This window comes from Pseudomonas sp. PDM32 (assembly GCF_019219225.1).
GTDB lineage: Bacteria > Pseudomonadota > Gammaproteobacteria > Pseudomonadales > Pseudomonadaceae > Aquipseudomonas > Aquipseudomonas laurylsulfatiphila.
The window spans coordinates 22,494-42,886 of the sequence record NZ_JAHUWE010000010.1; the positions used below are offsets into that span (position 1 = coordinate 22,494).

A 20,393-nucleotide genomic window follows, 5' to 3' on the forward strand; every position below is an offset into this window, starting at 1 on the left:
GATGGACATCAACCTCGGCGACTTCCACTTCCTGCGTCCTGTGTGGCTGTTGCTCGCCGTGTTCGGCGCGCTGCTGCCAGTGCTGTGGCGACATAGCCAGGATTTGCAACGGCGCTGGCGCAGCAACATCGCGGCGCACCTGCTGCCGCATCTGCTCATCACCCCGCAAGACCGGCACCGCCTGCGCCCGGTGCATCTGCTGTGTGCGCTGTTGGTACTGGGCGCCCTCGCCGCCGCCGGGCCGACCTGGGAACAGGATCGTCCGGACTTTCTGGAAAACCGCGCGCCGCTGATCATCGCCGTCGACCTGTCGCCGTCCATGGACGCCAGCGACGTTCCACCCAGTCGCCTGGAAGCGGTCAAGCACAAGCTTCACGACCTGGTCCAGCGCCGCGCCGGTTCGCGCAACGCCTTGATTGCCTACGCCGGCAGCGCGCATCTGGTGTTGCCCGCCACCGATGACCCGGCCCTGCTCGATACCTTCATTCAGGCCCTGAGCACCGACCTGATCAACAAACCGGGGAAAGATGTCGGTGCGGTCATCGATCAGGCCAAGCGCCTGCTCGCCGCCGAGAAAACACCCGGTACCCTGCTGCTGATCACCGATGGCGCCGACACCTCGACACTGGCCGGGCTGGACAAACGACTGGCGGACAGTGCCTTGCAAGTGCTGATTCTGGCGGCCGGCAGCAGCGACGGCGGGATCATCCGCGATGCCAGCGGCCAGCCACGCATCGACAGCAATGGTCGCCCGCAACTCGGCAGTTTCGACCCGGACGCCCTCAAGCAGCTTGCCTCAACGCTGGATGCCCCGCTGGGCAGCCTGACCCTCAACGATGACGATCTGGACTGGATCGAACTGCACGCCGAGCAGCACTACCAGTCAGCCAGCGACGAACAGCGTGAATTGCACTGGAAAGACGCCGGCTACTGGTTGTGCTGGCCGCTGCTGCTGTTCGCTTTCTTCAGCGTACGCAGGGGCTGGAGCGTGAACTGGATGGCGGGATTGCTGCTGGCGGTGGGCCTGGGCCTGCCACCGGCGCCGGCACAGGCCAACGCCCTGACCGACGCCTTTTTCACCCGCGACCAGCAAGGCCGCTGGGCCTTCGAACACCAGCACTACCCCCAGGCGGCGGCGCTGTTCGTCGATCCGTACTGGAAAGGCGTGGCCGCCTACAACGCGGCCGATTTCGACCTGGCACTGGCCAGCTTCGCGCGGCTCGATACACCACAGGCGTATTTCTACCTGGGCAATATCTACGTGCGCCGGTTCAAGTTCGATCAGGCCATCGCGGCCTATCAGCAAGCACTGAAGCTGCAACCGCAGTTCCCGGAAGCCGCGGCCAACCAGGCCTTGGCCATCGCCTTGCAGAAAGACACCGAAAGCGCCGAGAAAAACACGCCTGAGGTCAAACCCGACGAAATCAAGATGGATAAAGCGCCGGGCAAGGGCCAGAGCAAACAGGTGCAGACCCAACAGGCCGCCTCGGATGAGCAATGGTTGCAGAACCTGACCACATCGCCGGCGAAGTTTCTCAAGCAGAAGTTCAGCCTGCAGGATCAGGCGGGGGCCAAGCCATGATCAGCCTTAAAAACCGCGTCGCGGTGATCGCGAGCAGGCTCGCTCCCACATTTGATCCAGGCGCACCACAAATCCCCTGTGGGAGCGAGCCTGCTCGCGAAAGGGCCCGACCACTCACCACAAATCTCGGAGCCCTGCTCATCGGCCTGATCAGCCTCAACACATTCGCCGCCGACCCTCAACTGAAAGTCCAGGCCACCCTGCAACCCACCGACCCCGTCATGGTCGGCAGCCTGGTCGAACTGCAACTCGATGTCTTCACCGACACCTGGTTCACCAGCGCTCCCACCCTGCCCGGCCTGAAGTTGCCCGGCGCACTGGTGATGCCACCGGACGGCCATGCCGAGCACATCAATCAGACCTTCGACGGCCAATCTTTCAGCGGCATGCGCTACAGCTACCTGATCACCCCGAGCCTGGCCCAGGGCTTCGACATTCCGGCGCTGACGGTACAAGCCACACCGGCTCAGGCCAGCCACGAACTCAGCGCCCAAAGTCAGCCATTGCACTTCAACGCCGCACAGCCGCCGGGATTCCAGCCCGGGGAGGCGGTGCTGGTGGCTCAAGGGCTGCGCTTCACCCAGAAGACCATCAATTCAGCGACACCGCTGAAGGTTGGCGACAGCATCACCCGGGAACTGACGCTTCAGGCCGACGGTGCCCTGGCCATGTCACTGCCGACACCGACGCTGGACGCGATCAAGGGCCTGAGCCGTTACCCGAAAGCAGGGCAAATCCGCAATCTGGATGACGGTCGCGGCAACTTCATTGGCGGCCAGCGCATCGACAGCGTGACGTATCGAATCGACACCGAAGGCCACTACAGCCTGCCAGCCGTCGAACTGAAATGGTGGGACGCCAGCAGCCGGCAAACCCGCACGGCCACGGTGCCTGGCGTGACCTTCGACGCCGCGTCCAACAGCGCCTACAAGCCGGTGTTTTCAATCACCGAAGACCTGAAAAAACTCGGCCAGCACAATCGTTTGCACCTTTCCGGGCACTGGTTCGGACTATTGGCACTGGCGTTGGCGGTGGTGGCCCTGGGCTGGTTCAGTCGCCCGCTCGTACGCCGCGCGCACCTCAACTGTCAGGCCCGACGCCGCGCCCGACACGCCGCCTGGCTCGAGTCCGCCGACTACGCATGGCAGCAGATTCCGGCACAACTGGAGGGCAAACCGACGCAATTGAGCGCCCTGTACCTGTTGACCCGACGCAGCCGCCGGGGCCTGAAATTGACCGGTCTCGGCCCGCGCCTGCAAAGCTTCCTGCGGGCCTGTTACGGCCGCGAAACGGACAAAGAGCAGGCCCTGCGCCAAATCAGGGAATCCTTGTCTACGCTGCATAGTCAGGCCGAGCGCAACAGAGAATCAGTCTCTTCTGCTCTTCATCCGCTCAACCCCGTTCACGAGAAGGGTTTCCCATGACCAATTCGAAATCGTTACACCATCAACGCCTATTCAGCTTCCTGCTGACTCTGGCCTTGAGCCTGCCGCTGCTGGTCCAGGCAGCCGAACCGCTGCCCTCGTGGAACGATGGTCCGTCGAAAAAGCAGATCATCGAGTTCGTGCAGGCGGTGACCGATCAAAGCAACAAGGACTTCGTCAAACCCGAAGACCGCATTGCCGTGTTCGATAACGACGGCACCTTGTGGAGCGAGCAGCCGATGTACTTCGAATTGCTGTTCGCCCTCGAAGAAGTCAAGCGCACCGCGGCGCAGCACCCGGAATGGAAAACCACCCAGCCGTTCCAGGCCGTGCTGGAAAACGACCACAAGGCACTGGCCGCCAGCGGCATGGAAGGCATGATGAAGATCTTCGGGGCGACCCACACCGGCATGACCAGCGAAGCATTCGATGACTACGCCAAGACCTGGCTGAGTCAGGCCAGACACCCGAAAACCGGCAAGCCGTACACCGAAATGGTCTTCCAGCCGATGCTGGAGATGCTCGACTACCTGCGCGGTAACGCCTTCAAGACCTACATCGTCTCCGGTGGCGACACCGGGTTCATGCGTGCCTTTGCCGAGAAGGTCTACGGCATTCCTCCGGAACAAGTCATCGGCACCACCTTCGTCACCGCGTTCCAGTACAAGGACGGCCAGGCGTCGATCCTGCGCACGCCGAAACTGGCCCACAACGACGATGGCCCGGGCAAACCGGAAAGCATCAATGCCGTGATCGGCAAACGACCGATCCTGGCGTTCGGCAACTCCGACGGTGACCTTCAAATGCTCCAGTGGACCGCCGCCGGTCCCGGCAAACGATTCATGGGGCTGGTGCATCACACCGACGCCAAACGCGAATGGGCTTACGACCGACAGTCGCAGATCGGTCGCCTGGACAAAGCCCTGGACGAAGCGAACAAGCGTGGCTGGACAGTCGTCGACATGGCGGCCGAATGGCGCCGGATCTATCCGTACGACGCCGCCACACCCGAGCAAGCGCAGTAAAAAAGACGTAACGCAGGACAGCAGTAAACGTTTGTCGCATTCGGCGACGCAGTGAAAAGGAGCCAGTCAGATGACTCGCATAGGTAAGTGGCTACCGAAACTCGCCCTGGTGGCAGCCTCGGTGATGGCGATTTCGGCAACAGCCGGAGCCGCTGATAAACCCAACATTCTGGTGATCTTCGGCGACGATATCGGCCAGACCAACATCAGCGCCTATTCCATGGGCGTAGTCGGCTACAAGACGCCGAACATCGATCGCATTGCCAAAGAAGGCATGATGTTCACCGACTATTACGCGGAGAACAGCTGCACCGCCGGGCGTTCGTCGTTCATCACCGGCCAGACGCCTTTGCGTACCGGTCTGTCGAAAGTCGGCATCCCGGGCGCACCGGTGGGCCTGCAAAAGCGTGACATCACCATCGCCCAGGCCCTCAAGTCCCAGGGCTACGCCACCGGCCAGTTCGGCAAGAACCACTTGGGCGACAAGGATGAATACCTGCCGACCAACCACGGTTTCGACGAGTTCTTCGGCAACCTGTACCACCTCAACGCCGAAGAAGAGCCTGAACGTCCGTACTGGCCAAAAGACGATGCCGAGTTCGTCAAGGCCAACACCCCACGTGGCGTGATCCACAGCTTCGCCGACGGCAAGATCGAAGACACCGGCGCGCTGACCACCAAGCGCATGGAAACCATCGACGATGAAACCACGGCGGCGGCGCAGGCTTTCATCGAGAAACAGGCGAAGGCCGACAAGCCGTTCTTCGTCTGGATGAACACCACGCGCATGCATCTGTTCACCCACGTACGCGACTCGATGAAGGGCCAGAGCGGCATGCCCGGCAACGATTACGCCGATGGCATGCTGGAGCACGACGGCGATGTCGGCAAACTGCTGAAGACCCTCGACGACCTGAAGATCGCCGACAACACCATTGTCGTCTACACCACCGACAACGGCCCGAACCAGTTCTCCTGGCCGGACGCGGCGACCACGCCGTTCCGTAACGAGAAGAACTCCAACTGGGAAGGCGCCTACCGCGTGCCGGCGATCATTCGTTGGCCGGGCAAGATCAAGGCCGGTGAAGTCTCCAACGAGTTGTTCTCGGGCATGGACTGGTTCCCGACCCTGCTCGCCGCAGCGGGTGAAACCGACGTGAAGAACAAGTTGCTCAAAGGCTGGGCACCGACCTCGGGTGGCAATAACTTCAAAGTGCACCTGGACGGTTTCAACCAACTGCCCTACCTGACTGGCCAACAGCCTAAAGGCGAGCGCAAGGAGTTCTACTACTTCAACGACGACGGCGTGCTGGTATCGATGCGCTTCGATAACTGGAAAGTGGTGTTCTGCGAGCAGCGCGAGCCGGGTGGCTTTAAAGTCTGGAGCGAACCGTTCGTGTGCCTGCGCGTACCGAAAATCTTCAACCTGAGGATGGACCCGTATGAACGGGCCGACGTGGTTTCCGATCAGTATTACGATTGGCAGACCAAAAACGTCTACCTGGCCGCTCAAGCCGTACAAAAAGCGGCCGGGTTCCTGCAAACGTTCATCGAATACCCGCCAAGCCAGAAACCGGCGAGCTTCAGCATCGACCAGATCCGTGCTGCGGTAGATGCCAAGATCGCTGAAAAAATGAAAGCTGCACAGTAAGACCGCCGCTCGCCCTCACCGGCGAGCGGACTTTTTTGTAGCAAACACTATTCTGTGGCGAGGGGGCTTGCCCCCGTTCGGCTGCGAAGCAGTCGCAAACCAGGCGATTTGATTTGCCTGAAACAACGCATGGGGCTGCTTCGTAACCCAACGGGGGCAAGCCCCCTCGCCACATTGGTTTTTGTAAGGTTTGAAATTATCTGACTGACTCAGATCCAGCAGTCACTGTTTTAACGTACCAGTACAAGGCAATCTGCAATGACCTCACGTGTCGCCAGCAAGTCGTCGGCCATACCTGCCCCGCAAGTCGCCTCCCCGGCGCTGTTGATCCCCGCCCTGCTGCTGTTTGTCTCCGGCGCTGCGGCGCTGGTGTATCAGGTGCTGTGGATCAAGCAGCTGTCGTTGGTCGTAGGCGTCGAGGTCTATGCCATCACCACCGGGATCAGCGCATTCTTTGCCGGGCTGGCCTTGGGCGGCTTGCTGTTCGGCCGTTGGGCGGACCGGATGCAGCACCCGGTTGTGCTCTACGCCATTCTGGAAGTGCTGGTGGCGCTGCTGGGTGTCGCTGCGACCTTCGCCATGAGCCTCGCGGCCAGCCCGTTTGCCTGGCTGGAAGCGCACGTGGGTTTGCTGGCCTGGGTGCTGCCGTTCGCGCTGGTGGGCATTCCCGCGCTGTTGATGGGCGGCACCCTGCCGGTGCTGGTTCGCTCCCTGGCCACCGACCCGCAACACCTGGGCAAGGCCGGCGGGCAACTGTATGCGGCGAACACCGCCGGGGCCATCGCCGGCACCCTGCTCGCCGCGTTCATGCTGATTGCCACCCTCGGCGTGCGCGGCAGCGCGCTGGCCGCCGCCATGCTGAACCTGCTGGCCGCCGCAGGCGCCCTGTGGTTCCAGCGCCGGCGCGTGGCCCCCGTCGATGCGGCGGCAAAACATCACGTTGAAAAAGCCCCCGACCGCCTGGCCCTGTGGCTGTACGCCATTGCCGGTGGCGTAGCGCTGGGCTACGAAGTGGTGTGGTCGCAATCGATCGTGCAGTTCATGAGCACCCGTACCTACGCCTTTGCCGTGGTGCTGGCGACCTACCTCACCGGGTTGTTCCTGGGCAGCATGCTGCTGGCCCGTCGGGTCGATCGCCTGCGCGATCCCTGGGGAGTGTTCGGTTTGCTGATTGCCGCAGCCGGGGCGATTGCCTTGCTGGAAGTGGCGTTGCTCGGACGCTGGCTGGTGCTCGCCCAGACCCTGGCCGAATCCTGGGTATTGTCATGGGGCGGCAGTGAACTGGCGGGCATGAGCACGCGCTTTGCGGTAGCAGCCTTGAGCATTGTATTTGTACCGACCCTGCTGCTGGGCGCGGCGTTCCCGTTGGCCCTGCGCTTGAGCGTCGGCGGCGCGCAGGTGGGGCGTAACGTTGGCGAAGTCGTCGCGTTCAATACCCTTGGCGGGATCATCGGCGTGATGCTCTGCGGCTTCGTCCTGATCCCGATGCTGGGTCTGGTACGGACCCTGGGCCTGCTGGCAATCATCGCCGCCGGTATCGGGTACCTCGCCGTACGCAAAGGCCATAGCGTGAAGAAAGGCCGGCGCCAGGCGGTGATTGCCATTGGCCTGGTGTCCCTGGCACTGGCCGTGTTCACGCCGGTCAACAAGCTCGCCAGCCTGCTGCCGGGCGCGCGCAATGGCACGCTGGCGTTTTACGAAGAAGGCCGTGGCGGGACCGTCGCCGTGGTCACCCAGGGCAAGGGCGAACGGGCGTTCCAGCGTTTGTATATCCAGGGCGTGTCCAATACCGGCGACGCCATGCCGTCCCTGCGCTACATGCGGGTTCAGGCGCTGCTGCCGTTGTTGATCCACAACGGTGAACCGCGTTCGGCGCTGGTGATCGGCTTCGGCACCGGCATCACCGCCGGCGCCCTGACCCGCTACCCCGCCCTGGATCATCGTGTGGTCGCCGAACTGCTGCCCTCGGTGGTCAAGGCGGCACCCTTGTTCAAGGGCAATTTCAATGCTGCGGCCGATCCGGGTGTCGATGTGCGCTTGCGCGACGGTCGCCAGGAACTCTTGCGCAATCCACAGCGCTACGACCTGATCACCCTTGAACCGCCACCGCCCTCCGCTGCCGGCGTGGTCAACCTGTATTCCCGGGACTTCTACCAACTGGCCGCCAGCCGTTTGCAGAAACAGGGCCTGGTCGCCCAATGGCTGCCGCTGCCGACGCAGAACATCGACGACTCGCGCTCACTGGTGCGCAGCTTCCTCGACGTGTTCCCCTACGCGACCCTGTGGACCAGCGAGTTCCACGAGATGCTGCTGGTGGGTTCGATGGAGCCGATTGAGCTGGATGCGGCGAAGATCAACGCACGCTTCCAGCAGGACAGCGTCCGCAGCACCTTGCAGGATGTCGGCATCGGCTCAGCCGCAGCATTGCTCGCCACCTGGGTGACTGATCGTACGGGGCTGGAACGCTTCGCTGGGCAAGCGCAACCGGTGACGGACGATCAACCGCGAATCGAATACGCGCCGTGGGTGCGGGCCAAGGAGATCACACGGGTACTGCCGGCCCTGCTCGACTTGCACCAGCCGCCCGCACTGCTGAACGCCGATGCCGGGTTCATCGAGCGCATGAACACCCAGCAACAACGCCTGATGCAGTTCTACCGGGCGAGCCTGCATGCCTATGAGGGTGACCGTGAGGGCTGGGCCAGGGATATGCGCGAGGTGATGCGTGGGGATGCCGGGAATCCGTATTACCGGTGGTTTGTCGGGGATTGATTGGCCTGCTCGCGAAGGGGCCATCAGCTTCACAACATCAGTTATTTGACAGACGCCGACCATCCGGCAAAGCTGCATCAAGCTTCAACGCGCGCCTGACGGCAATCGCACCTGGACCATGGAAGTCGTAATGCCCAAATATAAAAACAAAGCTGCACAGCCAAACCCTGATTCGCAACCGACCCTGATCAACCGTTATCTGTTCCCCGTCACCATCGGCATCCTGTTGCTGACGGTGGCGGGTATTGGCTGGTTTTTGCTGAGCAGCACACCCACGCCGCCCAAGCCGGTCACCGTCAGCCCCCCTGCTGTTCAACCGGCCAAATCGCAACCTGTGGCCATCGCGCCTGCAAAAATGGTCGACGAGCAGCAATGCCAGGGCTGCCACGGCGAGCAGGTCAAGGACTGGCAAGGCTCCCACCACCAGTTGGCGATGCAGCACGCCAACGCCGACACGATGCTCGGCGACTTCAACAACGTCACCTTCAAGGCCGAAAAGGAGACCACGGTGTTCTCGCGCAAAGGCGACGAATTCTGGGTCAACACGCCGGGTACCGACGGCAAGAATGCCGATTTCAAGGTGGCCTATGCCTTTGGCATCGCCCCCTTGCAGCAGTACCTGATTGAGGTCGGTGAAGGCCGGTTACAGGCCCTTGGCATTGCCTGGGATACCGAAAAGCACCGCTGGTTTCACCTCTACCCGGGCCAGGGCGTGAACTTCAAGAACCCGCTGCACTGGAGCAAACCGAGCCAGAACGCCAACTTCATGTGCGTCGAATGCCATACCACCGGCTTCAAGCGCAATTTCGACGCGGCAAAAAACACCTTCGACAGCCACTGGAACAGCCTGGGTGTCGGCTGTCAGGCCTGTCATGGCCCCGCATCCAATCACCTGGAGTGGACGGCGAAGAAGACCGACCTGATCCATGCCGGCTTCGCCGTCGACCTCAAGGACAAGAACGCCACCGTCGAAATCGAAACCTGCGCCCGCTGCCACTCGCGCCGCGCACCTCTGGATGACGGTTATACGGTCGGCAAGCGGCTGATGGACGACTACCTGCCGAGCGTCCTGACCCGCGAACTGTACGCACTGGACGGCAAGATCAAGGACGAAGTGTTCGAACACGGCTCCTTTGCCCAGAGCAAAATGTTCGACAAGGGCGTGCGCTGCAGCAACTGCCACAACCCGCACAGCACGCAATTGAAAGCGCCAGGCAACGGTGTCTGCCTGCAATGCCACAACACCGCCGGCAAAACCACCGTGGAAGGCGTCGACGGCAAGGGCCTGCAAGCAAAAAACTACGACTCCGTCGAACACACCCGCCACACCCTGGGCCAACCGGGTTCGCAGTGCGTGGATTGCCACATGCCCGGCAAGTTCTATATGGGCAATGATTTCCGGCATGACCACAGCTTCAGCATCCCCAACCCTGAGCGGGCAAAGAAACTCGGTACGCCTGATGCCTGCCTGACCTGCCACCAGGGCAAGGCCGGCGACAAAGTCACCGAGCAGTTCAAGCTGTGGAACACGGCCAACGCCAGCGCAGTACAAGCCCCTCGCTACGACGAAAGCCTGTGGTTGATCCGCAACGGTCAGCCCGGTGCCGCACAGGCCTTGATCGAGCAACTGCAACGCAGCAACCTGCCGGCGATCCAGCGCGCGACGCTGCTTGGCGACTTGGCGCAGTATCCGAGCGAGCAAGCGTTGAAACTGGCCACCAGGGACCTCAACAACCCGGCGCCGCAAGTCCGTGAGAGCGCCATCCGCGCACTCAGCGCATTCCTGCCGCCAGCGGAACGTGCGCCACTGCTGACACCCTTGTTGAGTGACCCTGTGAGAGCCGTGCGCATCGCCGCCGCCCGTGATCTGCTCAGTGTCGCGCACAACGGCCTGGGCACGGCCCAGAACAGCTGGAATGCCGCCATCGCCGAATACGAGGCGGTGCAGAAAAACCTGCTCGAACGCGCCGAAGCGAACCTCAACCTGGCGATGCTGTATCAGGCCAGCGGTCGCAACGCAGAAGTCGAAGGATTCCTGCGCACGGCCCTGCAGCGCGATCCGGACTTCTACCCGGCGCTGGTTACCCTGGTGCAGTGGCTGGAGGCCAACGGTCGCAGCCAGGAAGGTCATGCCCTGCTGGCGCAAAGCCTCAAGGACCATCCTGACTCGGGCCTGCTGCAATACACCCAGGGCCTGGCGCTGATTCGTGCCGGCCAGGCGGCTCAAGCCATGCCGTACCTGCGCCAGGCCGCGAAACTGGAACCGCAGAGCGGGCAATTTGGCTACGTACTGGCGGTGGCTCTGCATGACAGCGGCAAAATTGACGAGGCCTGCGCAGAACTGGAACGGCTGTTGAAAGAGCAACCAGCCAACCGCAATGCCCGCTTGTCGCTGATCCAGTATTACCTGGCCAATGGCCAGGAGCCCAAGGCCCAGGTGCTGTTGCAGGGCTGGAAGAAGATGAACATGGGGGACCCGGCGTTGAAGTGACGGGAGACTCCTGTAGGAGCGAGCTTGCTCGCCATGGCGTTACAGACGACGCGTTTATCCAGAATGTTCGTGTTTTCGTTAACGTCCATCGCGAGCAGGCTCGCTCCTACAGGGGAGGTATTGGCTCTATCACCACCGCATATTCAGCGGATTTGTCTTAACGCACGGCAAAGCTGTCGAAACCGCATTTGTAGGAGCGAGCCTGCTCGCGATGGCGTTACAGACGACGCGTTTATCCAGAATGTTCGCGTTTTCGTTGACGTCCATCGCGAGCAGGCTCGCTCCTACACGGCGTCTGAACAACGGCCGCGGCTCAATCACTGAGCGCCCGTACAACACGCTCATCCCCGCCAATCCCTTCAATGCATCTTCCGCGGATTTGTCTTCACGCACGGCAAAGCTGTCGAAACCGCATTGGCGCATGTGGCTGAGTTGATCGCGCAAGACATCGCCGATGGCACGCAACTCGCCGGCCCAGCCCAATCGCGTGCGCAGCAGATACGCCTGGCTGTACCCGCGGCCATCGCGAAAGCTCGGAAAATCCAGGGCGATCAAGGGTAGTTGGGCAAACCATGGCTGCAGGCTTTCCACTTCATCGTCCGGCCCCAGCCACACGCCGTTTTGCGACGGGTCTTCCCGCCAGCGGCTCAGCGGCAGAATCGCGGCCCCCATGGGCAGCGGTGCTTGTGGGTCGCGCACGAGCTGCCACGGATCATCCGCGACAATCCGCGCCACGCCCTCTTCCAGCCGCAACAGATTGTTCATGCCGACACCTGCGGCACTTTCCCGTAGACCGCCTCCTTGAACGGCTCCAGCCCGATCCGCTGGAAGGCGTCGACGAACAGTTCTTCGCTCTCGCGATAGCGCACGAAGGTGTCGACGATGCGCTCGATCACCCCGGGTACTTGCGCGGCGCTGAAGGACGGGCCCATGACCTTGCCTAGCGCACTGTTCTTGCCCTGGGCACCACCCAGGGTGATCTGGTACCACTCGGCGCCGTTCTTATCGACGCCCAGAATACCGATGTTGCCGATGTGGTGATGACCGCAGGCATTCATGCAGCCGGAGATATTGAGGCTGATGTCGCCCAGGTCGTGCAGGTAGTCGAGGTCTTCGAAGCGTGCGGCAATGGCCTTGGCGATGGGGATCGACTTGGCGTTGGCCAGCGCGCAGAAGTCGCCACCGGGGCAGGCGATGATGTCGGTGAGCAATCCGGCGTTGGCGCTGCCCAGATTGTGTTCGCAGGCCAGGTGCCACAGGGTGAACAGATCGGCCTTGGACACGTCCGGAAGGACGATATTCTGCTCATGGGCAATGCGGATTTCACTGAAGCCGAAGCGTTCGGACCACTCGGCCACCGCCTCCATCTGTTCGGCAGTGACATCCCCCGGTGGCGCAGCGCTGCCGGGCTTGGTCGACAACACCACGCTGGCATAGCCCGATACTTTGTGCGGCTGCACGTTACGCTGCACCCAACGAGCGAACGTCGGGTTTTCGGCCAGGTGCGTGCCGAAATCGAGATGGGTGTCGGACAGATGACGATAAGGCGGTGCGACGAACGCACTGGCCACACGCTCGAACTCGTCGAGGGTCAGTTGCGCCGGGCCGTCCTTGAGGTACAGCCACTCTTGCTCCACTTCCCGGGCGAAGGCCTCGATGCCCAGGGCCTTGACCAGAATCTTGATTCGCGCCTTGTACTTGTTGTCCCGCCGGCCATGGCGGTTATACACCCGCAGCACCGCCTCTACGTAAGACAGCAGGTGCTGCCACGGCAAGCCTTCGCGGATCTGCAAGCCGAGGATCGGCGTGCGCCCCAGGCCGCCGCCGACCATGACTCGCAGGAGCATGTCCCCATCGGACCCCGGGTAAAGATAAAGGCCGATGTCATGCATCATGATCGCCGCGCGGTCCTGCTCGGCCGAGCAGATGGCGATCTTGAACTTGCGCGGCAGGAACAGGAATTCCGGGTTGATGGTCGACCACTGCCGCAGAATTTCCGCCAACGGTCGCGGGTCGATCATTTCGTCGGCCGCCACCCCGGCAAAGGCTTCGGTGGTGATGTTGCGCACGCAGTTGCCGGAGGTCTGGATCGCATGCATTTCCACCTCGGCCAGGCGTTCGAGGATGTCCGGCACCTGGGCCAGTTCGATCCAGTTGAACTGCATGTTCTGCCGGGTGGTGAAATGGCCGTAGCCGCGATCGTAATCCCGGGCGATGCTCGCCAACGTACGCATCTGCCGGGCGCTCAGCGTGCCGTAGGGAATCGCCACCCGCAGCATGTAGGCGTGCTTTTGCAGGTACAGGCCGTTCTGCAGGCGCAATGGCAGGAACTCTTCTTCGCTCAGCTCGCCGGCCATGAAGCGCTCGACCTGATCGCGAAACTGCGCAACCCGTTCGAACACCAGTGCCCGGTCGTAATCATCGTACTGATACATATGGCAACCTCATCAGGATTCACCGCATTCCCCTGTGTAGGAGCTGCCGAAGGCTGCGATCTTTTCAAGAGCAAAAGATCGCAGCCTTCGGCAGCTCCTACAGGTCGGTGGGTGCAGTTGTTGTGTGAGGTCGACTATGGACTTGCGGCTCAGCGCATTACAGATTCACCTGACTGCATAAAAACCGTATCAGAGCGCGGCAGATGGCCGCAGGCGGCACTCTAATCTGATCCGCCTAAATGAAATATTCCTGAGCCTGTTTTGTTTCCATCGGGGTTTCTACAGTGCACGGCATTGCAACCGTGGAAGCATTGAGCATGAGCACAACTACTATCAGTCAGGCCTATAACTACAAGGTCGTGCGCCAGTTCGTGGTAGCGACCGTCTTCTGGGGCGTCGTGGGGATGGCGATGGGCGTGTGGATCGCCTCGCAGCTGGTGTGGCCGCAGATGAATCTGGATCTGCCGTGGACCACCTTCGGCCGCTTGCGTCCGTTGCACACCAGCCTGGTGATTTTCGGTTTTGCCGGCAGCGCGCAATTTGCCGCCAGTTACTACGCGGTACAGCGCACCTGTCAGGTGCGGCTGTTCTCCGACAAGCTTGCCGCGTTCACCTTCTGGGGCTGGCAATCGGTGATCGTGGTGATGCTGATCACCCTGCCGCTGGGCTACACCACCACCAAGGAATACGCCGAGATCGAATTCACCGGCGCGGTGTGGATGACCGTGGTCTGGGTGGCATACGCCGTGGTGTTCTTCACCACCCTGGTGCAACGCAAGACCAGGCACATCTACGTCGGCAACTGGTTCTTCGGTGCATTCATCGTGGTCATCGCCATGCTGCACGTGGTCAATCACTTGTCGATTCCGGTGGACTGGTTCAAGTCCTACCCGGTGTATTCCGGGGCCACCGACGCCATGGTCCAGTGGTGGTACGGCCACAACGCCGTGGGTTTTTTCCTGACCACCGGCTTCCTGGGGATGATGTATTACTTCGTGCCGAAACAGGTGGGCCGCCCGGTGTATTCCTATCGCCTGTCGATCGTGCACTTCTGGGCGCTGATCACCCTGTACATCTGGGCCGGTCCTCACCACTTGCACTACACCGCACTGCCGGACTGGGCGCAGTCCCTGGGCATGGCCATGTCGCTGATCCTGCTGGCGCCGAGCTGGGGCGGGATGATCAACGGCATGATGACGCTCTCGGGCGCCTGGCATAAGCTGCGCACCGACCCGATCCTGCGCTTTCTCGTGCTGTCCCTGGCGTTCTACGGCATGTCGACCTTCGAAGGGCCGATGATGGCGATCAAGACGGTCAACGCCCTCTCCCACTACACCGACTGGACCATCGGCCACGTACACGCCGGCGCACTCGGCTGGGTGGCGATGATCACCTTCGGCGCGACCTATCACATGGTGCCGAAGGTATTCGGACGTGATCGGATGCACAGCACGCCGCTGATCAACCTGCACTTCTGGCTGGCGACCATTGGCACCGTGCTGTACATCGCCTCGATGTGGGTCAACGGCATCACCCAGGGCCTGATGTGGCGCGCGATCAACGATGACGGCACGCTGACCTACTCCTTTGTCGAAGCCTTGCAGGCCAGCCATCCGGGATTCGTCGTGCGCTTTGCCGGCGGGGTGTTCTTCCTCAGCGGCATGCTGCTGATGGCCTACAACGTGTGGCGCACGGTGCGGGTAGCGGACGTGGCGATGGCCGAACGCGAGGCGCAGTTGGCCTGATGATTGAAGTCATGTTGAACATGGCGGGGGTGGCATTTTTGTGGTTCGCCATCGAGTATTGTCTGCGCCACCAGACCGCCGAGAGCCTGGACGACGCGAGCCTGATCCCGTTTGCCGACGACCCTGAGGTGGCTCGGCGAGTAGAGGCGGCTACCGGGAAGACCATCAACGCAGTGGCGCCCGAAGAGGCGAAGCCAGGCTGGGGAAACACCGATTTCTGATACTGTGGGAGCGGGCTTGCTCGCGAAGGGGGCGTGTCAGTCGACATTGATGTTGAATGTAGATCCGCCTTCGCGAGCAAGCCCGCTCCCACCCCCTCAGCCACGATCCCGGGGGATCAAAACCTGTAGCTGCTGCGCCAGAAAATCCGCATTGAATGCAAAGGTATCCGGGTCTTTCAAGCCATTGGTCTTGCGCCACTGCCAGCCAGTGGATGGCGGCAGGCACACCAGTGACACGCTGCCATAACGTGCTGCGGTAAAGCCCATCACCGCCACGGAAATCTGCCCGCCGACACCCATCACCTCCGGCACGAATTCCACCGGTTTGCCCGCGATCAGGATGCTCAGCTTTTCAGTCTTGAAGGGCGAGGTCTCCACCGGAACACTGGGCCCCGACGCGACATACACTTCACGGTTCACTTCAAGCAGGTCAGGTGCCTTGACCGGTTCCAGCCACTGCTGGATCTCATCGAACAGCGCACCAATGCGCTTCGCCCACTCGGCCGACTGCGACTCGAACACTTGCTTTTTGTGCGCTTCGCTTTCGGCGTAGTGGCGAAGCATTTCGCCCAGTTGCTGTACATCGTCCATAGCGGTGTTCCCTGAATAGACCGGTGTTGCGGACCTGGAGCATGGCAGATGCCCGCACGCTGCGTACGACTAAAACCTGACGACAGTTTGCACCGTCGCGTAAACGCGGGCACTGCAGGTGCACACTTCACCTGACAAACGGAGTACGGCATGGGCCCTGGACGAGTGATTCAGCAGACCCTGGGCGTGCGACGCAGGCGCGCCATGCTCAAGGTGTCCACCAGTACGCCGTCGCGAACGGCGTAATCACGAAACAGGCCCTCGGTTTCGAAACCGAACTTGCGGTACAGGGCAATGGCCGCTTCGTTATCGGCATACACCGAAAGCTCGACGCGCTGCAGGTTCATCCAGTTGTCGGCGATATCCAGCGCCGTCGCGAGCAGCTTGGAACCCACGCCCTTGCCCTGCCACTCGACCGCAACGCCCATGCCGAAACTGCCGGCATGGCTGCGACGAATGCGCGAGAACTGCTCCAGGCCAATGTTGCCGATGACCGTGCCTTGATGCAGGGCCACTACCTTCACCAGGCGTTCGTTATCCGGCGCCAGGCGACTGCGCCAGAGCTCGGTGGACTGAAACGGCATTTGCAGGGTCTGCCGGGCGATGGCGGGATCGTTGTACAGCGCCGTAATGCCTTCGATATGGGATTCGTTGAAGCGCTCGAACGTGATAACGGGTTCGGTGGTCGGCATGGGTGAATCATCCTTGAAGCAGACATGGCTGCTCACTCTATAACGCTACCGCCCAGTGTGGCGAGAACCAATGTGGGAGCGGGCTTGCTCGCGAAAGCGGTTGACCAGTCACCTTCAATGTTGAATGTGATGACGCCTTCGCGAGCAAGCCCGCTCCCACATTTTGATCGCGCTCAGCTTTCGAACCACTCCCGACGCTCGCTGAAGGTGTTTTCAATCAACTCGACGACCGTCCGCACCTGTGCTTCACCCTGTGACGCGGCGTTGACCGCCATCCACACCTGACGCCGCATCGGCCGCTCGAACAGGCCCGGCAAGGCAACCAGGCCGCGGTCGAAGTGGCTCATGTAGTGCGGCAGCAGGCCGACGCAGGCGCTGCAACGGATCATCTCCAGCATCAGTTCGTAGGATTGCAACTGCACCGCTCCGGCCAGGCGCTGGTACACCAGTGCATTCCATGGCCGCAAGCTTTCAACTTGGCAGTCCTGCTGCCATTGCACAAGGAGGAAATCGGCCAGTTCCTCCAGGCATTCCGGCCTGGAAGCCACCCGTGAGTAACGCTTGGCAATGTGCGGCAGGTACTCCAGTTGCGCCAGAGACCGGGGTTCGGTGGTGGCAAAGCTCGGACCCGGCAACGGCGATCCGGTTTCGCCCAGCCACACCACCACGTCGGCGCTGACCGCTTGCAGGGACAATTCGCTGTCGAGCGTCTTGATGTCCAGGCGCACGCTGGCATTGCGCCGCAGCAGCGCCACCAGGTCACGCCCGAGAATGTCATGCAGGATCGAATCGGCCACGGCCAGGCGAATCAACGGCTGCTCGATCACCGGCAAATCGCGCTCATGGGCCAGGGCGATCAACTGTGCGTGCAGGCGCAAGCCATCGCGGCTGAGGCTCAAACCATTGTCTGACGGGTTGAACAGCGAGCAGCGCAACTGTGTTTCCAGCAGCGCCAGTTGCCTGCGCAGGCGGGTGGCCTTGATGTTCAGGCTGCGCGCGGCCTGCATGAAACAACCGCAACGGGCACTGACGGTGAAGCACAGCGCCAGTTCGGGGTCGATACCCGCGGCCAACTGGCGCCAGGACGCATTTTTATCGATGACTACACGATACTCGGTAGCGCCCCGGTGGGCACTGGTTTCCATGACTGACATCGAGGACTCCCTGTCGACATGACACTGACAGCGCCATCCTGCGGATCATTGATGAACCTGCTGTGACAATGATTCAGGCGCTGGGTGTCTGGCGAAAGCTCACGGCCAGGCGATTCCAGCTGTTGATGGTGGTGACGGCGATGGTCAGGTCGACCATTTCGCTTTCACTGAACTGCTCCCTGGCCAGCGCGTAAACATCGTCCGGTACGTGGCTTTGCGAGAGCAAAGTGACGGCTTCGGTCCAGGCCAGCGCGGCTCTTTCCCGCGGGTTGAAAAAGTTGCTGTCGCGCCAGACCACGATGGAGTAAAGGCGGCGGTCGCTTTCGCCGAGGCGCCTTGCATCCACCGAGTGCATGTCGGTGCAGAAGGCACAGCCATTAAGTTGCGAGGCGCGAATCTTGATCAGGTGCAGCAGGCCCTGCTCGATGCTCAGGCTGCTGGTCAGGGCCTCCATGGCGATCATGGCCTTCATCGCTTTGGGGGACGCGCTGTAGTAATCCAGGCGGGGCTTCATGGAGCGTTCTCGTGCGGCCTTGAGTTGATTTTCACGGTAATCGCTGGCGCGGGAGCGTGACAGATCCAATTTCGCGATTTCCCCGTGGACCAAGGCCTGCAGACCAATTAACGGTTTTTCCACTGCGCAACTTCTGCCGAGCGAGCGGATAAGGGTAATCTTGCGCGACGCACACGCGCCTCAACAGCCCCGGAGTCTCGCCGGCATGGAACTACATGTTGTCATCAACGGCCGCAAGGACCTGGCCGGCCAGTTGTATAACCAACTGCGCAGCGCCATCGAGTCCGGACGCCTGGCCGCCGGGACGCAACTGCCGCCCAGCCGCTTGCTGGCCGAACAATTGGGCATTTCACGCAAGACCATTTCCGATACCTACGCCCAGTTGACCTACGAAAACTTCCTCACCGGGGTGGTCGGCAAAGGCACTTACGTCAATGCGCGCTCGTCGAAGGTGCAGCGTAAACAGAACTACACGGAGCTTGGTGGCTTCGAGGTGATCGAGTCCTGGCGCAACCTGCCAGTGTTTCTGCGTCATCCGACCCTGGAAGGCTCGCTACGCTACGACTTCATTGGTGGCGCCACCAGCAAGGGCCAGTTTCCCCAGGATGACTGGCGACGCTGCACCTCCCACGCGCTGCGACAGATTGCCGGCTCCAAGGGCCTGTACAGCTTGCCTGAGGGTTTGCCCGCCCTGCGCAACGCCATTGCGCGGCACATCGCGTTCTCCCGCGGGGTCAATTGCCAGGATGAGGATGTGGTGGTGTGCAACGGCGCGCAGCAGGCCCTGGACCTGATTGCGCGGGTGCTGATCAGCCCGGGCAGCCTGGTCGCCATGGAGGACCCCGGCTACCCGCCGGCCCGGCTGCTGTTCGGCACCCATGGCGCCACGGTGATCGGCGTGCCGGTGGACGCCGAAGGCATTGTGGTGGAGCAGATTCCTCGTGGCACGCGCCTGATCTACGTCACCCCGTCGCACCAGTTCCCGCTGGGCATGCCGATGAGCCAGGCGCGCCGGCAAGCACTGCTGGCCAAGGCCCATGAGCTGGGCGCGATCATCATCGAGGACGACTACGACAGCGAATTCCGCTACGAAGGCCGCCCCACCGACTCCCTGCAAAGCATGGACGAACGGGGGATCGTCGCTTACGTCGGGACCTTTTCCAAAACCCTGTTGCCGGAATTGCGGCTTGGCTATGGGATCCTGCCGCCAGCGATCCTGGAGGCCGTGGTGCGCGCCAAACAGCTCACCGACCTGCACACATCGACCCTGCCGCAGTGGGCGCTGGCCAAGTTCATCGCCGAAGGCTGCCTGCTCAAGCACATCCGCCGCTGCCATACCATCTATGCCGGGCGCCGCGAGCGGATCCTGACGCGCGTGGCCGGCGACCTCTCACCCTGGCTGGAGGCGGTGCCCTCCACCGCCGGCTTTCACATGGTGGTGATGTGCAAAGTGCCCATGGATATTCCATTGGTGATCGAACTGGCGAAAAAAGTCGAAGTCGGGCTCTATGCCATCGACAGCTTTTTCTATCAGCAAGCGCCCAAGGCCGGGTTTTTCCTCGGTTTTGGCGCCATCGAGACCCTGGACATCGACACCGCCCTGGACCGTGTGCGCGACATTTTGCAGCAGGTGGCCTGACGGATTGGCCTGCGGCTTTATCTGGCGATTGGCTATTGGCGGTCCTCAGGGTCAGGCCTATCCTGCATAGGCGTTAACCCTCAATGAGCAGGATTCGTCCGGCCTGATTCAGGAGTGTGAGCAATGTCCCATGAAGTGATCAATACCGTACAGGTACGTGCCGTCGCCGGCCGCTCGGATGAACTGGGTAAGCAACTGCAAAAGATTGTCGAAACCCTGCGTGAACTACCGGGCTGCGAATCCTATATGGTCGACCGCTGCCCAGAGGACAGCAATCGCTGGACGGTCAGTGCCCGCTGGCAATCGGAAGCGGCCATGAAATCGCATTTCAACTGCCCCGAAGTCCAGGGTTTCATCGGCCTGATCGACAGCCAACTGGCCAATGCCGTGGACTTCAACAGTTTTCCGATCGTCTGAAAACAAGATCAAGAGATCGCAGCCTGCGGCAGCTCCTACA

Annotated in this window: 15 protein-coding genes and 1 pseudogene; 10 read left to right on the plus strand and 6 right to left on the minus strand. The window is 61.7% G+C overall.

What is annotated here, in order from left to right; all coding sequences use genetic code 11:
- The first annotated feature begins 1 nt into the window (after nucleotide 1).
- The 6 genes from KW846_RS19400 (at nucleotide 2) to KW846_RS19425 (ending at nucleotide 10,945) form a co-directional block, all read left to right on the plus strand.
- On the plus strand, nucleotides 2-1,582 hold the full coding sequence (locus KW846_RS19400) for a VWA domain-containing protein (RefSeq protein ID WP_218484397.1): 1,581 nt from the start codon (nucleotides 2-4) through the stop codon (nucleotides 1,580-1,582).
- Nucleotides 1,579-3,006 carry a BatD family protein gene (locus tag KW846_RS19405; RefSeq protein ID WP_218484399.1) on the plus strand — a complete coding sequence of 476 codons (1,428 nt, stop codon included), beginning with the start codon at nucleotides 1,579-1,581 and terminating at the stop codon, nucleotides 3,004-3,006. The genes KW846_RS19400 and KW846_RS19405 overlap by 4 nt, the downstream gene beginning before the upstream one ends.
- The gene (locus KW846_RS19410; protein ID WP_218484401.1) at nucleotides 3,003-4,031 is read left to right on the plus strand and encodes an HAD family phosphatase; all 1,029 of its coding nucleotides are present in this window, start codon (nucleotides 3,003-3,005) and stop codon (nucleotides 4,029-4,031) included. Before KW846_RS19405 ends, KW846_RS19410 begins: the two co-directional genes overlap by 4 nt.
- Before the next feature lie 70 nt (nucleotides 4,032-4,101).
- Nucleotides 4,102-5,682: an arylsulfatase gene (locus tag KW846_RS19415; protein ID WP_218484404.1), complete on the plus strand. Its 1,581-nt coding sequence runs from the start codon at nucleotides 4,102-4,104 to the stop codon at nucleotides 5,680-5,682.
- A 258-nt stretch (nucleotides 5,683-5,940) separates the two neighbouring features.
- Nucleotides 5,941-8,454 (plus strand): fused MFS/spermidine synthase, encoded by a 2,514-nt coding sequence (locus KW846_RS19420; RefSeq protein WP_218484406.1) that lies wholly within the window; start codon nucleotides 5,941-5,943, stop codon nucleotides 8,452-8,454.
- 130 nt (nucleotides 8,455-8,584) lie between these two features.
- Nucleotides 8,585-10,945: a tetratricopeptide repeat protein gene (locus KW846_RS19425; protein ID WP_218484408.1), complete on the plus strand. Its 2,361-nt coding sequence runs from the start codon at nucleotides 8,585-8,587 to the stop codon at nucleotides 10,943-10,945.
- A 288-nt stretch (nucleotides 10,946-11,233) separates the two neighbouring features.
- On the opposite strand, the pseudogene KW846_RS19430 reads toward KW846_RS19425, so the two are convergent.
- Nucleotides 11,234-11,710: pseudogene (locus tag KW846_RS19430) on the minus strand (DUF934 domain-containing protein); the annotation flags it as partial.
- Entirely contained in the window at nucleotides 11,707-13,380 is a 1,674-nt protein-coding gene (locus KW846_RS19435) for a nitrite/sulfite reductase (protein ID WP_218484410.1), read from the minus strand. The gene KW846_RS19435 and the pseudogene KW846_RS19430, both read right to left, overlap by 4 nt.
- Before the next feature lie 317 nt (nucleotides 13,381-13,697).
- Between KW846_RS19435 and ccoN the strand changes: the two genes are divergently transcribed.
- Complete coding sequence (gene ccoN / locus KW846_RS19440; protein ID WP_218484412.1) at nucleotides 13,698-15,125, plus strand: cytochrome-c oxidase, cbb3-type subunit I; 1,428 nt, start codon at nucleotides 13,698-13,700, stop codon at nucleotides 15,123-15,125.
- A complete protein-coding gene (locus tag KW846_RS19445) occupies nucleotides 15,125-15,346 on the plus strand; it encodes a cbb3-type cytochrome c oxidase subunit 3 (protein WP_116579287.1) in 222 nt (73 codons plus the stop codon). The genes ccoN and KW846_RS19445 overlap by 1 nt, the downstream gene beginning before the upstream one ends.
- Before the next feature lie 96 nt (nucleotides 15,347-15,442).
- Here the strand turns inward: KW846_RS19445 and KW846_RS19450 are convergent, their stop codons facing one another.
- The 4 genes from KW846_RS19450 to KW846_RS19465 all read right to left on the minus strand — a co-directional run bounded on the left by KW846_RS19450 (nucleotide 15,443) and on the right by KW846_RS19465 (nucleotide 18,297).
- A complete protein-coding gene (locus KW846_RS19450) occupies nucleotides 15,443-15,937 on the minus strand; it encodes a hypothetical protein (protein ID WP_007979904.1) in 495 nt (164 codons plus the stop codon).
- 170 nt (nucleotides 15,938-16,107) lie between these two features.
- Entirely contained in the window at nucleotides 16,108-16,629 is a 522-nt protein-coding gene (locus KW846_RS19455; RefSeq protein WP_218484414.1) for a GNAT family N-acetyltransferase, read from the minus strand.
- Between the two features lie 173 nt (nucleotides 16,630-16,802).
- Nucleotides 16,803-17,783, minus strand: coding sequence for a LysR family transcriptional regulator (locus KW846_RS19460; RefSeq protein ID WP_218484417.1), 981 nt, complete (start codon nucleotides 17,781-17,783; stop codon nucleotides 16,803-16,805).
- A gap of 73 nt (nucleotides 17,784-17,856) precedes the next feature.
- A complete protein-coding gene (locus tag KW846_RS19465; RefSeq protein WP_218484419.1) occupies nucleotides 17,857-18,297 on the minus strand; it encodes a carboxymuconolactone decarboxylase family protein in 441 nt (146 codons plus the stop codon).
- A 205-nt stretch (nucleotides 18,298-18,502) separates the two neighbouring features.
- Between KW846_RS19465 and KW846_RS19470 the strand changes: the two genes are divergently transcribed.
- The gene (locus tag KW846_RS19470) at nucleotides 18,503-19,936 is read left to right on the plus strand and encodes a PLP-dependent aminotransferase family protein (protein WP_218484421.1); all 1,434 of its coding nucleotides are present in this window, start codon (nucleotides 18,503-18,505) and stop codon (nucleotides 19,934-19,936) included.
- Nucleotides 19,937-20,059: 123 nt separating this feature from the next.
- Complete coding sequence (locus tag KW846_RS19475) at nucleotides 20,060-20,353, plus strand: antibiotic biosynthesis monooxygenase family protein (RefSeq protein ID WP_007979914.1); 294 nt, start codon at nucleotides 20,060-20,062, stop codon at nucleotides 20,351-20,353.
- Nucleotides 20,354-20,393 lie beyond the last annotated feature (40 nt).